Below are 17381 nucleotides of genomic sequence, written 5' to 3'. Positions count from 1 at the left end.
AGATGGATCGCGACGGGATCGAGGAAATGTTCCAGGCGCTGGGGCCGGTGACCATCAAGCGCATGTTCGGCGGCAAGGGCATCTATCACCAGGGCATCATCCTGGCGCTGGAATATCGCGGCGATATCCTGCTCAAGGCCGACGGCGAGAGCGCGCCGGACTTCGAGGCGGCCGGAAGCCGGCAATGGACCTATGAGGGAAAGCGCGGCCAGCCGGTGAAGATGCCCTACTGGTCCGTGCCGGATGCGGCTTATGACGATCCGGACGAGATGGCCGTCTGGGTGCGGCGGGCCTACGAGGCGGCGCTGAGGGCGCGGTGACGCGTGCCAAGCGCCGCCACGGCATCGGCCGCGAAGCGCGAGAGCGGCGCGGGCAGCGCGTCGAGCGCGAACCAGCCGAATTCCGGCAGCTTTTCCGGCTCCATGACGCGCGGTTCGCCGGAGAAATCCTCGCTCACATAGATGAGCGAGAGCCAGTGCTGGCGCTCTTCCACGATGATCTGCTCGGAGACACAGAGGAAATCGACCTTGCCGATGACAAGGCCCGACTCCTCCTCCGCCTCGCGGCGGGCCGAGTGGGCGGCGCGCTCCATGTGGTCGACCTTGCCGCCGACGATGTTCCAGGTGCCGGCCTCGGGTGCGCGAAGGCGCCGGTAGAGCAACAGCTTGCCCTCACGCAAAAGCGCCAGGCCGCAACCGAGGCCTGGCACGTCGATACCGGGAACGGGCATGGAGCCGATCAGGCCTTGCCGGCGATCAGCATGAAGGCCGGGACCTCGTCGCCGAAGCCGAGCGGCGTCGGGCCGTCGTCGTCGTCGCGGCGGTAACGGCTGCGGCGATCGCGGCTGTCGTCGTTGGCCGGGCGCGGGGCGGCATGGTTTGCGGCTCGCGGGTTGCGGGCGGGAGCCTGCGGGCGCCCTTCGGTCTTGCGTTCAGCTTTCACGGCTTCCACCTTCTCTTGCGCCTCACTGGTCTCGGTACGGGTTTCCGCACGGGGCTCGCCCCTGGTGTTGCGGCCGCGCGAACGGTCACGGTCGCGACCGCCGCGTTCGCGGCCGCCGCGGGGGCGTTCCTCGCTCTCGGCCTGCGGCGGCAGCGCGTCGATATCGCCGTTCAGCCATTCGATCTTCTGGTCGATCAGCTTTTCGATGGCATCGACGAACTTTCCGTCGCGCTTGGAGACGAGGGTGAAGGCGGCGCCCGAGCGGCCGGCCCGGCCGGTACGGCCGATGCGGTGGACATAGTCCTCGGCATGGATCGGGACGTCGAAGTTGAAGACGTGGCTCACGTCGGGGATATCGAGGCCGCGTGCGGCGACGTCGGACGCCACGAGCAGCGTGAGCTTGTTTTCCTTGAAGTTCGCCAGCATCGTTGTGCGGGCCCGCTGGTCCATGTCGCCGTGCAGCGCGCCGACGGAGAAGCCGTGGCGGTCGAGCGAGCGGAAGAGGTCGGCGACGTCGACCTTGCGGTTGCAGAAGATGATCGCGTTCTTGAGGTCGTCCTGCGCGCGGATGAGGTCGCGCAGCACGGAGCGCTTCTCGTAATCCTTGCTGTGGGTGGCGACGAGCCGCTGCGTCACGGTCTTGGCCGTGGAGGAGGGCGGGGCGACCTCGATGCGTTCCGGGTTCTGCAGGAAGCGGTCGGCCAGCTTCTGGATTTCCGGCGGCATGGTGGCCGAGAAGAACAGGGTCTGGCGGGTGAAGGGGATGAGCTTGGCGATGCGCTCGATATCCGGGATGAAGCCCATGTCGAGCATGCGGTCGGCCTCGTCGATGACGAGGATCTCGACGCCGGTCATCAGCAGCTTGCCGCGCTCGGTGTGGTCGAGGAGGCGTCCGGGGGTGCAGATGAGGACGTCCGCGCCGCGCTCCAGCTTGCGGTCCTGCTCGTCGAAGGAGACGCCGCCGATGAGGAGGGCGACGTTCAGCTTGTGGTTCTTGCCGTATTTCTCGAAGTTTTCCGCGACCTGCGCGGCGAGTTCGCGCGTCGGCTCGAGGATGAGCGTGCGCGGCATGCGGGCGCGGGCCCGGCCCTTTTCGAGAAGCGTCAGCATCGGCAGCACGAAGGAGGCCGTCTTGCCGGTGCCGGTCTGGGCGATGCCGAGGATGTCGCGCCGCGCGAGCGCCGGGGGAATTGCTCCGGCCTGAATCGGGGTCGGGATCGTGTACCCCGCATCGGTGACGGCGGACAGGACTTTCGGGCTTAGGCCAAGATCAGCAAATGTGGTCAAAGGGAAATCAGTTTCCGTTTCGGTTCTTGCGAACGCAATGGGTTCAGCGGCCAGAACGCCGCGAGATGCAGCGCACATAGGCCGAAAGCGCCGGAAAGTCAAGAAAATCAGCGAATTTGGTAAATCAGCAAGTGATTTGAAGGCTATGGCGGCGATTCTGCCACGCTTGTAGCGCCCGGCCTTGCCGTGCGTCAATCCATGTAGGTCGTCAGCTTCATGCCGGCGGTCAGGAAGCCCATCGGGTCGACGGCCCGGCCGTTGCGGCGCACTTCATAGTGGATATGTGGGCCGGTGGAGCGGCCGGTCGTGCCGGAAAGGCCGACCGCATCGCCCGCCTTCAGCCGGTCGCCGACCTTCACGAGCACGCGGGAAAGGTGGGCGTAGCGGGTGGTGAGGCCGTTGCCGTGGTCGACCTCGACCATGTTGCCGTAGCCGCCGTTGCTGCCGGCGAGCGTGACCTTGCCGGCGCCGGTGACGTGGACCTCGGTGCCCGTATGCGCCCGGAAATCGATGCCGGCATGCAGCGCAAGGCGCCCGAGGAACGGGTCGGTCCGGTTGCCGAAGCGGCTCGTCACGGTGCTGCCCGGCGCGGGATTGCCGAAGGGCAGCTTCTTTGCGGTGCGGCGGGCGGCGTCGAGGCGGTCGAGCGCGGTGTCGAGGCCGTTGATGGAATCCTCGAAGGCGTCAGAGACCGTCTCCGGCTCGATGAAGGGGCCGCCGATCCCCGTATCCGAATCGTCGTCCGCCGTCGCCTCCTCGGCGACGTCGAAGCCGCTGCGGCGCAGGATCGTCTGGATCGCGTCCGCACGCTCGGAGGCGCCTTCGGTCAGCGACTGGATGCGGGTAAGCTGCTCGTGCTCGAGATCCTTCAGCGAGAGCGTCACCTTGGAGAAGAGGCGGTCGGTGCGGTCGGCGGCCGATTCGGCCGTTTGCGCATAGGCGAGCTCCGTCGTCTTGCGCGGCTTGATTCCCATCAGCGCCTCGATGGCGTGGGCGGCGCTGGCGCTGCGGCCGTCGTCGTCCTGCGGCTTCTTGTCGGCGGCGTCCTTCGCAAGGCCGCTGTCTTCGGCGCGGCTCAGCAGGGCGTCGAGCTTGCCGTGGCGCTCGGAGAGGACCATCTGCTGCTGCATCAGCTTCTCGACCTTCTCCTCCACGACCTGCTGGTCGAGGAGCTGGCGGCTGGTGACGCGGTCGACCTGGGCGCGGAGGGCGGAGATTCGGTCCTCGTAGTCGTGCTGCATGCGCGCCTGCCGCGCCATGGTGGCGCCGATCAGGTCGTCGCGCAGCACGAGGTAGGAGGTGGCGGCGAGATAGCCGACGGTGAACATGCCGGCGACGCAGAAGGTGACGGCCGCCATCCACGGGCGGATCGTCATGTGGCGGATCTTGTCGCCGCTCGCCAGAATGACGACATGCTGCTTCGCGCGCTTTCCGAAGACGCGGTTTTCAGGACGCTCCGCCACTCTTTTGACTCCCCGACCGATTCTGCTGGTCTTGCCGGGGAATTACACCTTGTTAGGGTTAACAAAGCCTTTCCCGGTGGAATTGCAGGCGGTAAATATCAGCTCTGGCTCACGGAAACGAGGGCGCGGTAGAAGGATGGCGTCAGCCCCGCCTCGGCACGGGCGACATCGTTGAACGGCGGCTTCAGCGGCCCGCGGAAGTTCGTGCGCACCAGCTCCCTGAAAGTCGCGGCCGGGTCTTTCTTCTCGCGGGCGCACAGGAAGCGGAACCATTTCGCCCCGACCGCCACATGGCCCTTCTCGTCGTTGTAGATGATGTCGAGGATATCGGCGCTCTCGTGGTCCCCGGTCTCGCGCATCTTCATCTGCAGGGTCGGCGTCACGTCGAGGCCGCGCGCTTCGAGGATAAGCGGCACGACGGCAAGGCGCGCGGTCAGGTCGTTGCGGGTGTCGTGCGCGGCCTGCCACAGGCCGTCATGGGCCGGCAGGTCGCCGTAGTCCGCGCCGAGGTCGCGCAGCCGGTCGCGCACGAGGCGGAAGTGCTTGGCCTCCTCGAACGCCACCTGCATCCAGCCGTCGAAGAAGGAATGCGGCACGCGCTCGGTGGTGAAGCGCGCGACGATGTCGAGCGCGAGGTCCACCGCGTTGAGCTCGATATGGGCAAGCGCATGGAGGAGGGCGATGCGGCCCTTCTCGGTATGCAGCGAGCGCTTTTCCATGTGCTTGGGTGGAATGAGCTCCGGCTTTTCCGGTCGGCCGGGACGGACGGGCAGGGCCGGATCGCGCGGCGAGCGCATCGAAAGCGTGCGGGCGAACCAGCGCCGGGCGGTCTCCTGCGCCAGCGCGGTCTTCATGTCGAGATCGGCGGCGAGGATTGCGGCCGTCGCGCCGCCGCGGAGGCTTTCGATGTGTGGGAGGGGAATCATTCCAATACCTTGCCGACGTTGCCTAAAGTTTCCTGGCGGCGTCGAGCACCGCCTCGACATGGCCCTTGACCTTCACCTTGCGCCAGATCTCGGCGATCCTGCCGGCGGCATCGACGAGCACGGTCGTGCGCTCGACGCCCATATAGGTGCGGCCGTACATGCTCTTTTCCTTCCACACGCCATAGGCTTCCAGCGTGGAAAGACCCTCGTCGGAGGCGAGCGCAACGCCGAGGCCGTGCTTCCTGATGAACTTGTCGTGCTTTCCAACCGGATCGGGCGAAATGCCGAGGAGCGCCACGCCCGCAGCGTCGAAATCGGCCTTGGCGGCGGTGAAATCCTTCGCCTCCGTGGTGCAGCCTTCCGTATCGTCCTTCGGATAGAAGAAGAGGACGACGGGACGCCCGCGGAACGCGGACAGCGAGACGGTGCTTCCGCCGTCGCGCGGAAGCGTGAAATCCGGGGCTTCGATGCCCGGGGCCAGTTCTGCCATGGGATTTCCTTTCTTTGGCCGGCTTTTTGAGTCAAGGACGCGGCTTCCCGCATATATAGTGACAGGCAGAATCGTCCAGCGGCGAGCGGACGAGGCTTTGCGATTTCGCGGGATAACGCGGACGTCAGGGGCAGAGGAAACAGGCGCGAGATGGGAGAAATCCGCGGCGAGAAAGTCGTCTTCCGCAGGAAGGACATCGTTCCGCTGCACGAGCTGCCGTCCGCGCAGGCGCACGAACCCATCGTCCTGCACGCGGTCGACGCTAGCCGCTTCGGCATTTTCTGGCGCATCGTCGCCGCCACCGTCGCGCTCGTCCTCTTCCTCGGCGCGGGGATCGTCGGGCTGGTCGAGACGGGAATTTTCGACAGCACGCTCAATGCCCGCGCCGTCACCGCGCTCAACCAGGCGCTCGGGCCGCGCTACCGCGCCTCCGTCGACCATACGGTGCTGCGCCTTGCCGGTTTCAGCGGCTTCGCGCTCAAGGCGGAGAACGCCCGCATCATCGAGGTCGCGTCGGAAAAGGAACTGGCGACGACCGCATCCGTCGGCATCGTGCTCGATCCCTTCGCGCTGGTTTCCGGCCGCATCGCCGTCTCCCGGCTCGACGTGGACGGCGTCACCTTCAACGCGGCGCTCCTGCCGAAGAGCAAGCCGCTCGATCTTTCGGCCGTGCGTATTTCCGACGTGCCCGACTATCTTTCCACCGCCTTCGAGCGGCTGGACGGCCTCGACCGCCTCGTCGACGCCAACCGCATGCAGGCGGTGACGCTCTCCGACCTCGGCGCCACCTTCGCGGGGCCGGGCGGCAAGCCGGTGACGCTTGCCATCGCCAACCTGAAATTCTCCCATACCGGCGACGGCGTGATGTCCATCGAGGGCGCCTTCACGCTCGACGGCAACGAGGGCGAGATCGACCTGACGGCGCAGACCGGCGGCGGCATCGCCCATACCATCGACGGGGAAGTGCGCAACATCGCGCTCGGGAACTTCTTCCTCAGCCACACCGCCGAGGGCGAGGTGCATGCCGGCCTCGACACGAGCGCGGACATCGCCGTCCATGCGCGGCGGGAGGCCGACGGCACCGCCCCGCAACTGGCGCTCGACGTGAAGCTTGCCGCCGGGGCGGTCTACGGCGACGGCATCGCCGCGGAGCTGCACCCGTCCTCGCTGAAGGCGACCTACAATTTCGCCAAGGGGACGATCGAGCTCGCCTCGTCGGATGCCAGCGTCGGCCAGTCGCAATTCCCCTTCACAGGCGGCCTCATCGATCTCGACCGCGTGTCGGACAAGCGGGATCCGGGCTTTGCCATCGACCTCGTCTTCCGCGACGCCATCAGCCATCCGGTCGATTCCAGCGAGGCACCGATCCGCTTCGACGCCAAGGTCAGCGGCTATTACCTGCCGAAGGCCAGGCGGCTCGCCTTCGAGGAGATGGCGGTCTCGAGCGAGAAGGGCAATGTCGCGGGCTCGCTCGCCATGCGCTTCGGCGACCGCGAGCCGGAGGTGAGCTTCGTGATGATCGCGAGCGAGCTGCAGTCGGCCGCGGTCAAGCAGTTCTGGCCCTTCTGGATGGGCAGGACGGCGCGCAACTGGGTGATCAAGAACATCTACGGCGGCACGGTCACCAACGGCCGCATCGAATTCTACCTGGCCGAGGGCCGCCCGCGCGAGCCGGGCGTGCCGATGCATCTCAACGCGGACGAGTTGAAGATCGACTTCGACATCGAAGGGGCGCGCATGAACGTGGCCGGCGATATCCCGCCGCTGCGCGACACGTCCGGCAAGTTCCACCTGCGCGGCCCGCGCACGGAGATCGAGATTGCCGGCGGTACGGCCTACTTCCCCTCCGGCCGTTCCGTCGGGCTTACCGGCGGCACCTTCGTCCTGCCCGACAACTATGCCCGGCCGCTGATGGCGGACATGGACATCAATGTCGAAGGCGATGCCGACGCCGTCGCCGAGCTCGTCACCTACAAGCCGATCCGTGCGCTGCCCGCGACCGGCTTCGTCCCGGAGGATTTCAGCGGCCTCGTCAAGGCGAAGGTGAAGGCGCATTTCGGCGTGATCTCCGCGCATAACCCGCCGCCGCCGGAATGGACGGCGGCCCTCACGTTCGACGACGTCGACGTGCACAAGCCGGTCACCGGGCATGCGGTGAGCGGCCTGCACGGCGTCCTCACGATCGATCCGAAGCAGGCCGATCTCGACGCCAGGGCGAATATCGACGGCGTTCCGCTCAATATCGAACTGGTCGAGCCGGTCGACAAGAGCGCGGGCGCCAGGCGCAGGACGATCCTTTCCGGCACGCTCGGCAACAACGACCGCCGCAAGCTGATGCCGGGCCTGGAAGACGTTCTCGAAGGAGAGATCGCCATCAGGCAGGAGCAGGAGGGCGACGGCCCGCGGATCGTCGAGGCCGATCTTTCGGGCGCCGCCGTCTCCATCCCGTGGATCGGCTGGACGAAGGGCGCGGGGATCGGCGGCAAGGTGACGCTGACGGCGGAGACCAAGGACGGCATAACCCGGATTTCCGATTTCCGCTTCACCGGCGACGGGTTCAATGCGGCGGGCGACCTGGTGCTTCGCGGCGCGGCGCTCGATTCGGCGAATTTCTCGACCGTCAAGCTCTCGGCTGACGATCGGTTCCGGCTGAAGGTGGAGCGCAGCAAGTCCGGCTATGCGGTGACGGCGGACGGCGAAGCGGCGGACGTGCGGCAAGTGCTGGCGCGGCTCAAGACCGCCTCCGGAGGCAAGGGCGCCGGCAATGGCGCAAAGCAGGACATCAGCGTCGCCGCCGCCTTCTCGCGCGTGACCGGCTTCAACGGCGAGAACCTTTCCAGCGTGAAGTTCCGCTACGGCACGTCGATGGGGCGCATTTCCGCGCTCGACCTTTCCGCCGTGACGGCAAGCGGCGCGCCGGTGGTCGGCCAGCTCCTCACCGGCGGCCAGTCGGACATCATCCAGTTGACCAGCGGGGACGCGGGTTCCATCGCGCGCTTTGCCGACATCTACCGCCACATGCGCGGGGGCCTTCTCAACGTGCGGCTGCGCGAGGGCGGAAACAACGGCTGGATCGGCTCGGTCGACATCCGCAATTTCGCGCTGGTCGGCGAGGAGCGGCTGCGCTCGCTCGTCTCCACCCCGACCGGCGAGGGCGGCCGCAGCCTCAACGATGCCGTGCGCCGGGAGATCGACGTCAGCGCCGTGAAGTTCTCGCGCGGCTTCGCGCAGGTGCGGGCCGGCGGCGGTTCGCTGCAGGTCGATAACGGCGTGGTGCGCGGCGAGATGGTGGGCGCGACCTTCCAGGGCACGGTGCGCGATGCGAGCGGCCAGACGGACATGACCGGCACCTTCATGCCGGCCTACGGCCTCAACCGGCTCTTCGCCGAACTGCCGCTGATCGGCATCCTCCTCGGCAACGGCAACGACCGCGGCCTGATCGGCATCACCTTCAAGCTCTCCGGCGCCTTCGACAAGCCGAATCTCACGATCAACCCGCTGTCGATCATCGCCCCCGGCGTCTTCCGCAACATCTTCGAGTTCCAGTGACAGGCGGCCACCGCGGTGGATCCTCGGGTCAAGCCCGAGGATGACGAAAGGGGAAAAGTCGGCGGCCAAGGCAGCGGTGCTGCATCCCGAGCCGTTCGATGGGCCGGTTGCGTTTCCTCCCCACCGTCATCCTCGGGCTCGACCCGAGGATCCAACGCCACAGACGCGGCGGTACCACTATGCCTGAAACGGCCTGCCCGCCCGTCAGGCCGGGCGGACCAGGATGTGCTTCTTCTTGCCGAGCGAGAGCTTGATGACGCCGTCGGCGGAGACGTCGGCGGTGCCGATGACGCGGCGCTCGTCGGAGATCGCGGCGTCGTTGATGCGCACCGCGCTGCCCTGGACGTGGCGGCGGGCCTCGCCGTTCGAGGCGGCAAGGCCAGCCTTCACGATGAGGCTGAGGAGGCCGATGCCGGCCTCGAGCTCACCCGCGGCGACGTCGATCGACGGCAGGTTTTCCGAAAGCCCGCCTTCCTCGAAGGTCTTGCGCGCGGTCTCGGCGGCCTGCTCGGCGGCGGCGCGGCCATGCAGCATCGCCGTCACTTCCGTTGCGAGGATCTTCTTCACCTCGTTGATCTCGGCGCCGCCGAGGGCGGAAAGGCGGGCGATCTCGTCCATCGGCAGCGTCGTGTAGAGCTTGAGGAAGCGCGAGACGTCCGCGTCTTCCGTGTTGCGCCAGTACTGCCAGAAATCGTAGGCCGAGAGCATTTCCGGGTTGAGCCAGACGGCGCCGGAGAGCGACTTGCCCATCTTCGCGCCCGAAGCGGTGGTGAGCAGCGGCGAGGTGAGGGCGTAGAGCTGCGGCGTGCCCATGCGGTGGCCGAGGTCGATGCCGTTGATGATGTTGCCCCACTGATCCGAGCCGCCCATCTGCAGGCGGCAGCCATAACGCTTCGACAGTTCGACGAAGTCGTAGGCCTGCAGGATCATGTAGTTGAATTCGAGGAAGGACAGGGAGTGTTCCCGGTCGAGCCGCGTCTTCACGCTGTCGAAGGCGAGCATGCGGTTGACCGAGAAATGCCGGCCGACATCGCGCAGGAATTCGAGGTAGTTGATGGCGAGCAGCCAGTCGGCGTTGTTGATCATCAACGCGTCCTTGGGGCCGTCGCCGTAGGTCAGGTAGTTGGAGAAGACCTTCTTGATACCGGCGATGTTCGCGTTCAGCGTCTCGGGCGTGAGGAGCTGGCGCGCCTCGTCCTTGAAGGACGGATCGCCCACCATGCCCGTGCCGCCGCCCATCAGCGAGATCGGCCGGTGGCCCGTCTGCTGGAACCAGTGCAGCATCATGATCTGGATGAGGCCACCGGCATGCAGGCTCGGCGCCGTCGGGTCGAAGCCGATATAGGCCGTCACGGTTTCCTTGGCGAGAAGATCGTCGAGGCCGGTTTCATCGGATACCTGGTGGATGAAGCCGCGCTCTTTCAGCGTGCGAAGGAAATCGGATTTGAATTCGGACATGGCCTGTCTCTCTGGTGGGATTGTTTCGGCCGGGCGTTTATCACCTTTATGGTGAGTTATCACTTCAAAAGTGAGTCTGGAGCGGACGGCATGATGCGGACGGCAATCGGTTTGATGAGCGGCACCAGTCTCGACGGCATCGACGTGGCGCTGCTGCGCACGGACGGCGAGGCCGTCGTCGAGCGCGGCCCGTCGATGGGGCGGCCCTACGACGCCGCCTTTCGCCGCCGACTGCAGGGCGCGCTGGAAACGGCAAAGGCCATCGGCGAGCGGATGGAGCGGCCGGGCGATCTTGCCGATATCGAGCGGGAACTGACGCTGCGCCACGGCGAGGCCGTGCGTGCCTTCCTTGCGGAAAACGCGCTGAAGCCGGCCGACATCGACGTCGTCGGCTTCCACGGCCAGACGGTACTGCACCGGCCGAATGTCGGCCTGACGGTGCAGCTCGGCGATGGCGCCCTGCTCGCCCGCGAGACGGGCATCGACGTCGTTTACGACATGCGGGCGAACGACATGGTCCATGGCGGGCAGGGGGCGCCGCTCATCCCGGCCTATCATGCCGCGCTTGCCGCCGGCCTTGCCGAGGCTGCCGGCAAGGCCGTGGTCTTCGTCAATATCGGCGGCATCTCCAATCTCACCTTCATTGGCAGCGAGATCGTCGCCTTCGACAGCGGGCCGGGCAACACGCTGATCGACCAGTGGATCGAGGCCCATGCCGGCATTCCCTACGACCAGGGCGGCATGATCGCCTCGGAGGGCAGGGTGGATTGCGGCCTTGCCGAAAGATATCTGGGTCATGCCTTCTTCACCGATCCGGTGCGCCGCTCGCTCGACCGCAACGATTTCCGTCCGCCGGAGGGCGCGGCGGCGACCCTTGAGGACGGCGCGCGCACGCTGGCCCATGTCACGGCCGCCGCGATCCTGCGCTCCGCCCGCCACCTGCCGGAACGTCCGGCGCTCTATGTCGTGTGCGGCGGCGGACGGCTCAACCGGGCGATCATGGGCGATCTTGCGGCCCTCGCCGGGGAAGAGGGCGCGCGTGTCGTTACGGCGGAGGCGGTCGGCCTCGACGGCGACAGCATGGAGGCGGAAGCCTGGGCCTATCTCGCCGTGCGCTCGCTGCGCGCCCTGCCGCTGACCTTCCCGGGAACGACCGGCGTGACGGCGCCCGTTTCGGGCGGGCTGCTCGCACGGGCGGCTTCCGGCGATTAACGTTTTTTTCGCTGCCGCGGCTTAGCCTTGGCGCGGGTCGTGCCGGGGTGTATGCGTCGGCCGACGATGTTTCTTGTCCAGGGTGGCCAATGAGTGGCGCGGGCTTTCTGCTGGCGGTGAATTTCCTCATCGCGCAGTGTTTCTGCATGTTCTTCCTGGCGGTTTCCGCCCGGAGCCGCAACCGCGTTGCCGCCCGCTGGTTCGCCGGCTGCTTTGCCGTCGCCTCCCTTTCGGCCGTCTTCGAATTGCTCGTCGCCTACGTGCCGCCGGCCAGGCCCTGGGCGATCCTCGCCTTCGCCTCGATGCTCTGCGGCATGTTCATGCTGCGCGTCGGCATCGGGCATCTCTACGGGCTGAGGACGAACCGCCTCGTGCTCGCCCTCGTCTTCTTCGCCTTCGTCGGGCTCGATCTCGTGATCTACGACCTGCCGCGCGGCACGTTCCGGCATGCGCTGTCCTACCAGACGCCCTTTGCCGTCGCCCTCGGCATGAGCGCCTGGGCCGCCTACCGTGCGCAGGTGAAAAGCCTCGTCGACCGTGCGCTGGTGGTGCTCCTTGCCGTCACGAGCGGGCATTTCCTCCTGAAAGCCTTCGCGGCCGTGCTTGCCGGCTCGGGCCATACGGCGAGGGACTATATGGCGAGCCAGTTCGCCCTCATCTCCCAGAGCATGGGCGCCGTGCTGATCGTCGCCGTCGGCTTGATGCTCCTCTGCGTGCTCGTGCTGGAGATCGTCGCCGAGGAGAAGGTGAATGCCGAGGTCGATCCGCTGTCGGGCCTGCTGAACCGCCGCGGCTTCGACAATCGGGTCGACGCGCTGATGGCGCAGCCCTGTCCCCACAGCATCGTGCTGTGCGACCTCGACCGCTTCAAGGCGGTGAACGACACTTACGGCCATCAGGGCGGCGATGCCGTCATCCGCTCCTTCGGGGAGATGCTGAAGGCCGCCGTGCCGGTGGGCGCGCTCGCCGCGCGCATCGGCGGGGAGGAGTTCGTGTTGTTCCTGCCGCAGACGGGCAAGGAGGCGGCCCTGCTCTTCGCCCATGCGCTGCGGGCGAACCGGGCCGTCTCGCCGGTGCCGGGCCTTCCGGCCGGCGTGCGGGTGACGGGGAGCTTCGGCGTTGCGGAAATCGGCGGGAACGAGCCGCTGCGCTTTGCCATGCGCCGCGCCGACGACGCGCTCTATGCGGCCAAGAATGCCGGGCGCGACTGCGTGCGCGAGGCCGAGCCGCCGGCCGTCGTGCTGGATGTCGTGCGGCAGGCCAATTAAAAAAAAGCCCGGCGGCGGGGCCGTCGGGCTTTGAGGTCTTCGGTGCTTTCGGCCGATCAGCGGATGCGCTTGGCGGCCGGCTCCGGCGTCAGTTCGCCGGCAAGGCGGCGGTCGAGATAGTCCTCGCATTCGGCCATCAGCGTTTCCGTATGGCCGTTGAAGAAGTGGTTGGCGCCGGGCACCGTGCGGTGGGTGATGAGGATGCCCTTCTGCGTCTTCAGCTTCTCGACGAGGCCGTTGACGTCCTTTTCCGGAGCGACCTTGTCGGAATCGCCGTTGATGATGAGGCCGGAGGACGGGCAGGGCGCCAGGAACGAGAAGTCGTAGATGTTCGGCTGCGGGGCGATCGACATGAAGCCTTCGATCTCCGGGCGGCGCATCAGGAGCTGCATGCCGATCCAGGCGCCGAAAGAATAGCCGGCGACCCAGCAGCTCTTGGAATCGGGATGCAGGCTCTGCACCCAGTCGAGCGCGGAGGCCGCATCCGACAGTTCGCCCGCGCCGTGGTCGAATTCGCCCTGGCTGCGGCCGATGCCGCGGAAATTGAAACGCAGCGTCGTGAACCCGCGCTTCTGGAACATGTAGAAGAGCTGGTAGACGATCTGGTTGTTCATCGTGCCGCCGAACTGCGGGTGCGGGTGCAGCACGATGGCGATGGGGGCGTTCTTCTGCTTGGACGGCTGGTAACGGCCTTCAAGGCGACCGGCGGGTCCGTTGAAGATGATTTCGGGCATTCTTACTCCGGCAAGCTCGCGTTCGAAACGGATTCTTGTCAACTGAAGTCTTGACGAAAGCACTCAGCTTTTCTAGAACCCAGTTTAGAACTATTCGAAACTGATGGGCGCATATCGGGCGCCGTGAGCTTGGTGTCATAAGGCAAGCCCGGCGGAAATTTCAAGAAAAATGCGCCGCCGCGAATTCAGCGCGCGCAGACGGACTGCCAATGACGAAGACGGAGCGCACATATCTGGACTGGAATGCGACGGCGCCGCTCCTGCCGGCGGCGCGGCAGGCCGTCCTCGTTGCGCTCGACATGACGGGCAATCCGTCCTCCGTTCACGGCGAGGGCCGGGCGCTGCGCATGCTGGTGGAAGCCGCCCGCCGGGACGTTGCCGCGCTGGTCGGCGCCGCGCCCGCCCATGTGATCTTCACGAGCGGCGCGACGGAAGCCGCGAACCTCGTCCTGACGCCGGACTACCGGATGGGCCGCACGCCGCTTGCCGTCGGCCACCTCTATGTGTCCGAAATCGAGCATCCGGCCCTTCGCGAGGGCGGGCGCTTTGCGCGGGAAGACGTGACGACCGTTCCCGTTACCCGCGCCGGCATTGTCGATCTCGATGCGCTGGAAACCCTGCTGCGGGGCCACGACAAGGCGAAGGGCCTGCCGATGGTCGCCGTCATGCTGGCCAACAACGAGACGGGCATTCTTCAGCCGGTGAAGGCGGCTGCGGAGATCGCGCATCGTCACGGCGGGCTCCTCGTCGTCGATGCGGTACAGGCCGCCGGCCGCGTGCCGGTCGATATCGAGGCGCTGGAGGCCGATTTCCTCATCCTCTCCTCGCACAAGCTCGGCGGGCCGAAGGGCGCTGGCGCGCTCGTCTCGCGCGGCGAGGTGCTGATGCCGGCGCCGCTCATCCGCGGCGGCGGGCAGGAGAAGGGGCACCGCTCCGGCACGGAAAACCCGGCGGCGATCGCCGGCTTTGCCGCGGCGGCCCGCTTTGCTGCGGCGGACCTTGCCGCGCGCAATGCCCGGATCGCCGCCCTGCGCGATGGTCTTGAAGCCGGCATGCGGATTGCGACCAATGACGTGATCGTCCACGGCGCGGATGCCGAGCGCGTTCCCAACACCTCCTTCTTCAGCCTGCCGGGACTGAAGTCGGAAACGGGGCAGATCGCCTTCGATCTCGAAGGCATCGCGATTTCGGCGGGTTCGGCCTGCTCCTCCGGCAAGGTCGGGCAGAGCCACGTGCTGACGGCGATGGGGTTCGATGCCGCGCTCGGCGGGCTTCGCGTCTCGCTCGGGCCGGGCTCGACGGAGGCCGATGTGGACCGTTTCCTGGCCGCCTTTTCGCGCATCGTGTCGCGGCGGCGGGCGGCCTGACGGGAATCTTGCGGAAACCCAAGTTTTCGCTTGCCAAAGGGTGGGAAAAGCCGCCTTTGGCGCTTACATAACCGGCGGCGAGCCGCCACACGTTGACAAACTGCCGGACCTTGGATCCGGCAAGATTGGAGAACGATATGCCTGCGGTGCAGGAAACGATCGATCAGGTCCGTCAGATAGACGTCGACCAGTACAAGTACGGCTTCGAGACTACGATCGAGATGGACAAGGCCCCGAAGGGCCTTTCCGAGGAGATCATCCGCTTCATCTCGGCCAAGAAAAGCGAACCCGAATGGATGCTCGAATGGCGCCTTGAGGCCTATCGCCGCTGGCTGACCATGGAAGAGCCCACCTGGGCGCGCGTGGATTATCCGAAGATCGACTTCAACGATCTCTATTACTACGCCGCGCCGAAGAACCAGAGCGGCCCGAAGTCGCTCGACGAGGTCGATCCGGAGCTTCTCAAGACCTATGAGAAGCTCGGCATTCCGCTGCGCGAGCAGGAAATCCTCGCCGGCGTGGAAAAGTCCAAGATCGCCGTCGACGCGGTCTTCGATTCGGTCTCCGTCGTCACGACCTTCAAGGAGGAGCTGAAGAAGGCCGGCGTGATCTTCATGTCGATCTCCGAGGCCATCCGCGAGCATCCCGACCTCGTGAAGAAGTATCTCGGTTCCGTCGTGCCGACGACCGACAACTTCTATGCGACGCTCAACTCGGCGGTCTTCACCGACGGCTCCTTCGTCTTCGTGCCGAAGGGCGTTCGCTGCCCGATGGAGCTGTCGACCTACTTCCGCATCAACGAGAAGAACACCGGCCAGTTCGAGCGCACGCTGATCATCGCCGAGGACGGCGCGTATGTCTCCTATCTCGAAGGCTGCACGGCGCCGCAGCGCGACGAGAACCAGCTTCACGCCGCCGTCGTCGAGCTGGTCGCGCTCGACGATGCCGAGATCAAGTATTCCACCGTCCAGAACTGGTATCCGGGCGACAAGGAAGGCAAGGGCGGCATCTACAACTTTGTGACGAAGCGCGGCGATTGCCGCGGCAAGAACGCGAAGATCTCGTGGACGCAGGTCGAGACCGGCTCCGCCATCACCTGGAAATACCCGTCCTGCATCCTGCGCGGCGACGGCTCGCGCGGCGAGTTCTACTCGATCGCCGTGTCGAACGGCCACCAGCAGATCGACAGCGGCACGAAGATGATCCATCTCGGCAAGAACACGTCGAGCCGCATCATCTCCAAGGGCATTTCCGCGGGCTTTTCCAACAACACCTATCGCGGCCAGGTTTCGGCCCACCGCAAGGCGGAGAACGCGCGCAACTTCACCCAGTGCGACTCGCTTTTGATCGGCGACAAGTGCGGCGCGCATACCGTGCCCTATATCGAGGCGAAGAACGCCACCGCTCAGTTCGAGCACGAGGCGACCACCTCGAAGATCTCCGAGGACCAGCTCTTCTACTGCCTCCAGCGCGGCATTCCGGAAGAGGCGGCGATCGCGCTGATCGTCAACGGCTTCGTCAAGGAAGTCATCCAGGAACTGCCGATGGAATTCGCCGTCGAGGCGCAGAAGCTCATCGGCATCTCGCTGGAAGGTTCGGTCGGCTGACCGGGTAGCAATGCCCCGGCGGGTTTTCCGCCGGGTGGCCGGACAGGCCTTTCGATGAAGTTCCCGCGTGATCCGTTATATCAGCGGGTGCGGTTCTCATCGGGAGAGACGACATGGATCCGGTCAATCTGACGTATTACGCCGTGGTTTGCGGTGGACTGGCAGCGTATGCGCCCAACGTTCGGAACGTGGGCCTGCGCACGGTGGTGGGGCTTGGCCTCGGCGGTTTTTCCGCCATGATGCTTCCGGTGGTCCATTTCTTCCTCGGCTTCTGAAACGAAGACGGGAGCGTGAGCGCTCCGAACGCAGGACCGAGACATCATGCTTGAAATCAAGAATCTGCACGCTCGCATCGCCGAAGACGGCACCGAGATCATCCGCGGCCTGAACCTCACGGTGAAGGCCGGCGAAGTCGCCGCCATCATGGGCCCGAACGGTTCCGGCAAGTCGACGCTCTCCTACATCCTGTCGGGCCGCGAGGACTACGAGGTCACCGAGGGCGACATCCTCTACAACGGCGAGAGCATCCTGGAGCTCGACCCGGCCGAGCGCGCCGCCAAGGGCATCTTCCTCGCCTTCCAGTACCCGGTCGAGATCCCGGGCGTCGCCACCATGCAGTTCCTCAAGGTCGCGATGAACGAGCAGCGCAAGGCGCGCGGTGAAGCTGAACTGACGACGCCGGACTTCATGCGCCGCGTCAAGGAAGCCTCGGCCGAGCTGAAGATCGCGCCGGAAATGCTGCGCCGTCCGCTCAATGTCGGCTTCTCCGGCGGCGAGAAGAAGCGCGCGGAAATCCTGCAGATGTCGCTTCTGGAGCCGAAGCTGTGCGTGCTCGACGAGACCGATTCCGGCCTCGACATCGACGCCCTGAAGATCGTCGCCGACGGCGTCAACGCGCTGCGCTCGCCCGACCGCGCGGTCATCGTCATCACCCACTACCAGCGGCTGCTCGACTACATCGTGCCGGACACGGTGCACGTCCTCTACAAGGGCCAGGTCATCAAGTCCGGCGACAAGACGCTGGCGCATGAGCTGGAAGCGAACGGCTACGCCGATATCATCGGCGCCGCTGCCTGAA

At 66.2% G+C, this 17381-nt stretch carries 15 protein-coding genes; 8 read left to right on the top strand and 7 right to left on the bottom strand.

The genetic code is table 11. The features are described from left to right. Window positions 1-2 precede the first annotated feature (2 nt). The gene (locus tag ACZ5TO_RS08505) at window positions 3-320 is read left to right on the top strand and encodes a TfoX/Sxy family protein (RefSeq protein WP_184141445.1); all 318 of its coding nucleotides are present in this window, start codon (window positions 3-5) and stop codon (window positions 318-320) included. Here ACZ5TO_RS08505 and ACZ5TO_RS08500 read toward each other — a convergent pair. From ACZ5TO_RS08500 to ACZ5TO_RS08480, 5 genes are all read right to left on the bottom strand, one after another. Continuing rightward, complete coding sequence (locus ACZ5TO_RS08500; RefSeq protein WP_464800195.1) at window positions 293-730, bottom strand: NUDIX domain-containing protein; 438 nt, start codon at window positions 728-730, stop codon at window positions 293-295. The two genes, ACZ5TO_RS08505 and ACZ5TO_RS08500, sit on opposite strands and share 28 nt — an antisense overlap. 8 nt (window positions 731-738) lie before the next feature. Next, on the bottom strand, window positions 739-2229 hold the full coding sequence (locus ACZ5TO_RS08495) for a DEAD/DEAH box helicase (protein WP_184141449.1): 1491 nt from the start codon (window positions 2227-2229) through the stop codon (window positions 739-741). 191 nt (window positions 2230-2420) lie between these two features. Continuing rightward, complete coding sequence (locus tag ACZ5TO_RS08490; RefSeq protein ID WP_464800194.1) at window positions 2421-3692, bottom strand: M23 family metallopeptidase; 1272 nt, start codon at window positions 3690-3692, stop codon at window positions 2421-2423. A 98-nt stretch (window positions 3693-3790) separates the two neighbouring features. Next, window positions 3791-4618: a ferritin-like domain-containing protein gene (locus ACZ5TO_RS08485; RefSeq protein ID WP_464800193.1), complete on the bottom strand. Its 828-nt coding sequence runs from the start codon at window positions 4616-4618 to the stop codon at window positions 3791-3793. A 22-nt stretch (window positions 4619-4640) separates the two neighbouring features. Beyond that, window positions 4641-5108 (bottom strand): peroxiredoxin, encoded by a 468-nt coding sequence (locus ACZ5TO_RS08480; protein ID WP_464800192.1) that lies wholly within the window; start codon window positions 5106-5108, stop codon window positions 4641-4643. A gap of 150 nt (window positions 5109-5258) precedes the next feature. Here ACZ5TO_RS08480 and ACZ5TO_RS08475 point away from each other — a divergent pair, with 150 nt between their 5' ends. Then, window positions 5259-8657, top strand: coding sequence for a YhdP family protein (locus tag ACZ5TO_RS08475; protein WP_464800191.1), 3399 nt, complete (start codon window positions 5259-5261; stop codon window positions 8655-8657). 204 nt (window positions 8658-8861) lie between these two features. Here ACZ5TO_RS08475 and tyrS read toward each other — a convergent pair whose 3' ends face one another. Further along, window positions 8862-10115: a tyrosine--tRNA ligase gene (gene tyrS / locus ACZ5TO_RS08470; RefSeq protein ID WP_464800190.1), complete on the bottom strand. Its 1254-nt coding sequence runs from the start codon at window positions 10113-10115 to the stop codon at window positions 8862-8864. 90 nt (window positions 10116-10205) lie between these two features. Between tyrS and ACZ5TO_RS08465 the strand changes: the two genes are divergently transcribed. Both ACZ5TO_RS08465 and ACZ5TO_RS08460 read left to right on the top strand, forming a co-directional pair. Further along, window positions 10206-11327, top strand: a complete 1122-nt coding sequence (locus ACZ5TO_RS08465) for an anhydro-N-acetylmuramic acid kinase (protein ID WP_464800189.1) — start codon at window positions 10206-10208, stop codon at window positions 11325-11327. A gap of 89 nt (window positions 11328-11416) precedes the next feature. After that, complete coding sequence (locus tag ACZ5TO_RS08460; RefSeq protein ID WP_464800188.1) at window positions 11417-12595, top strand: GGDEF domain-containing protein; 1179 nt, start codon at window positions 11417-11419, stop codon at window positions 12593-12595. 56 nt (window positions 12596-12651) lie between these two features. Here the strand turns inward: ACZ5TO_RS08460 and ACZ5TO_RS08455 are convergent, their stop codons facing one another. Further along, the gene (locus ACZ5TO_RS08455) at window positions 12652-13329 is read right to left on the bottom strand and encodes an alpha/beta hydrolase (RefSeq protein ID WP_184141463.1); all 678 of its coding nucleotides are present in this window, start codon (window positions 13327-13329) and stop codon (window positions 12652-12654) included. Between the two features lie 209 nt (window positions 13330-13538). Between ACZ5TO_RS08455 and ACZ5TO_RS08450 the strand changes: the two genes are divergently transcribed. From ACZ5TO_RS08450 to sufC, 4 genes are all read left to right on the top strand, one after another. After that, window positions 13539-14696, top strand: a complete 1158-nt coding sequence (locus ACZ5TO_RS08450; RefSeq protein WP_464800187.1) for a cysteine desulfurase family protein — start codon at window positions 13539-13541, stop codon at window positions 14694-14696. A 137-nt stretch (window positions 14697-14833) separates the two neighbouring features. Beyond that, window positions 14834-16303, top strand: coding sequence for a Fe-S cluster assembly protein SufB (gene sufB, locus ACZ5TO_RS08445; RefSeq protein WP_184141467.1), 1470 nt, complete (start codon window positions 14834-14836; stop codon window positions 16301-16303). Between the two features lie 113 nt (window positions 16304-16416). Next, entirely contained in the window at window positions 16417-16578 is a 162-nt protein-coding gene (locus ACZ5TO_RS08440; protein ID WP_184141469.1) for a hypothetical protein, read from the top strand. Window positions 16579-16624: 46 nt separating this feature from the next. Further along, window positions 16625-17380 (top strand): Fe-S cluster assembly ATPase SufC, encoded by a 756-nt coding sequence (gene sufC / locus ACZ5TO_RS08435; RefSeq protein WP_184141471.1) that lies wholly within the window; start codon window positions 16625-16627, stop codon window positions 17378-17380. Window position 17381 lies beyond the last annotated feature (1 nt).

The sequence above is a fragment of the Shinella sp. Sh6 genome (genome assembly GCF_055392685.1).
Note: the sequence above shows the minus strand (reverse complement) of the source record. Positions and strands in the feature narration are given on the sequence as shown.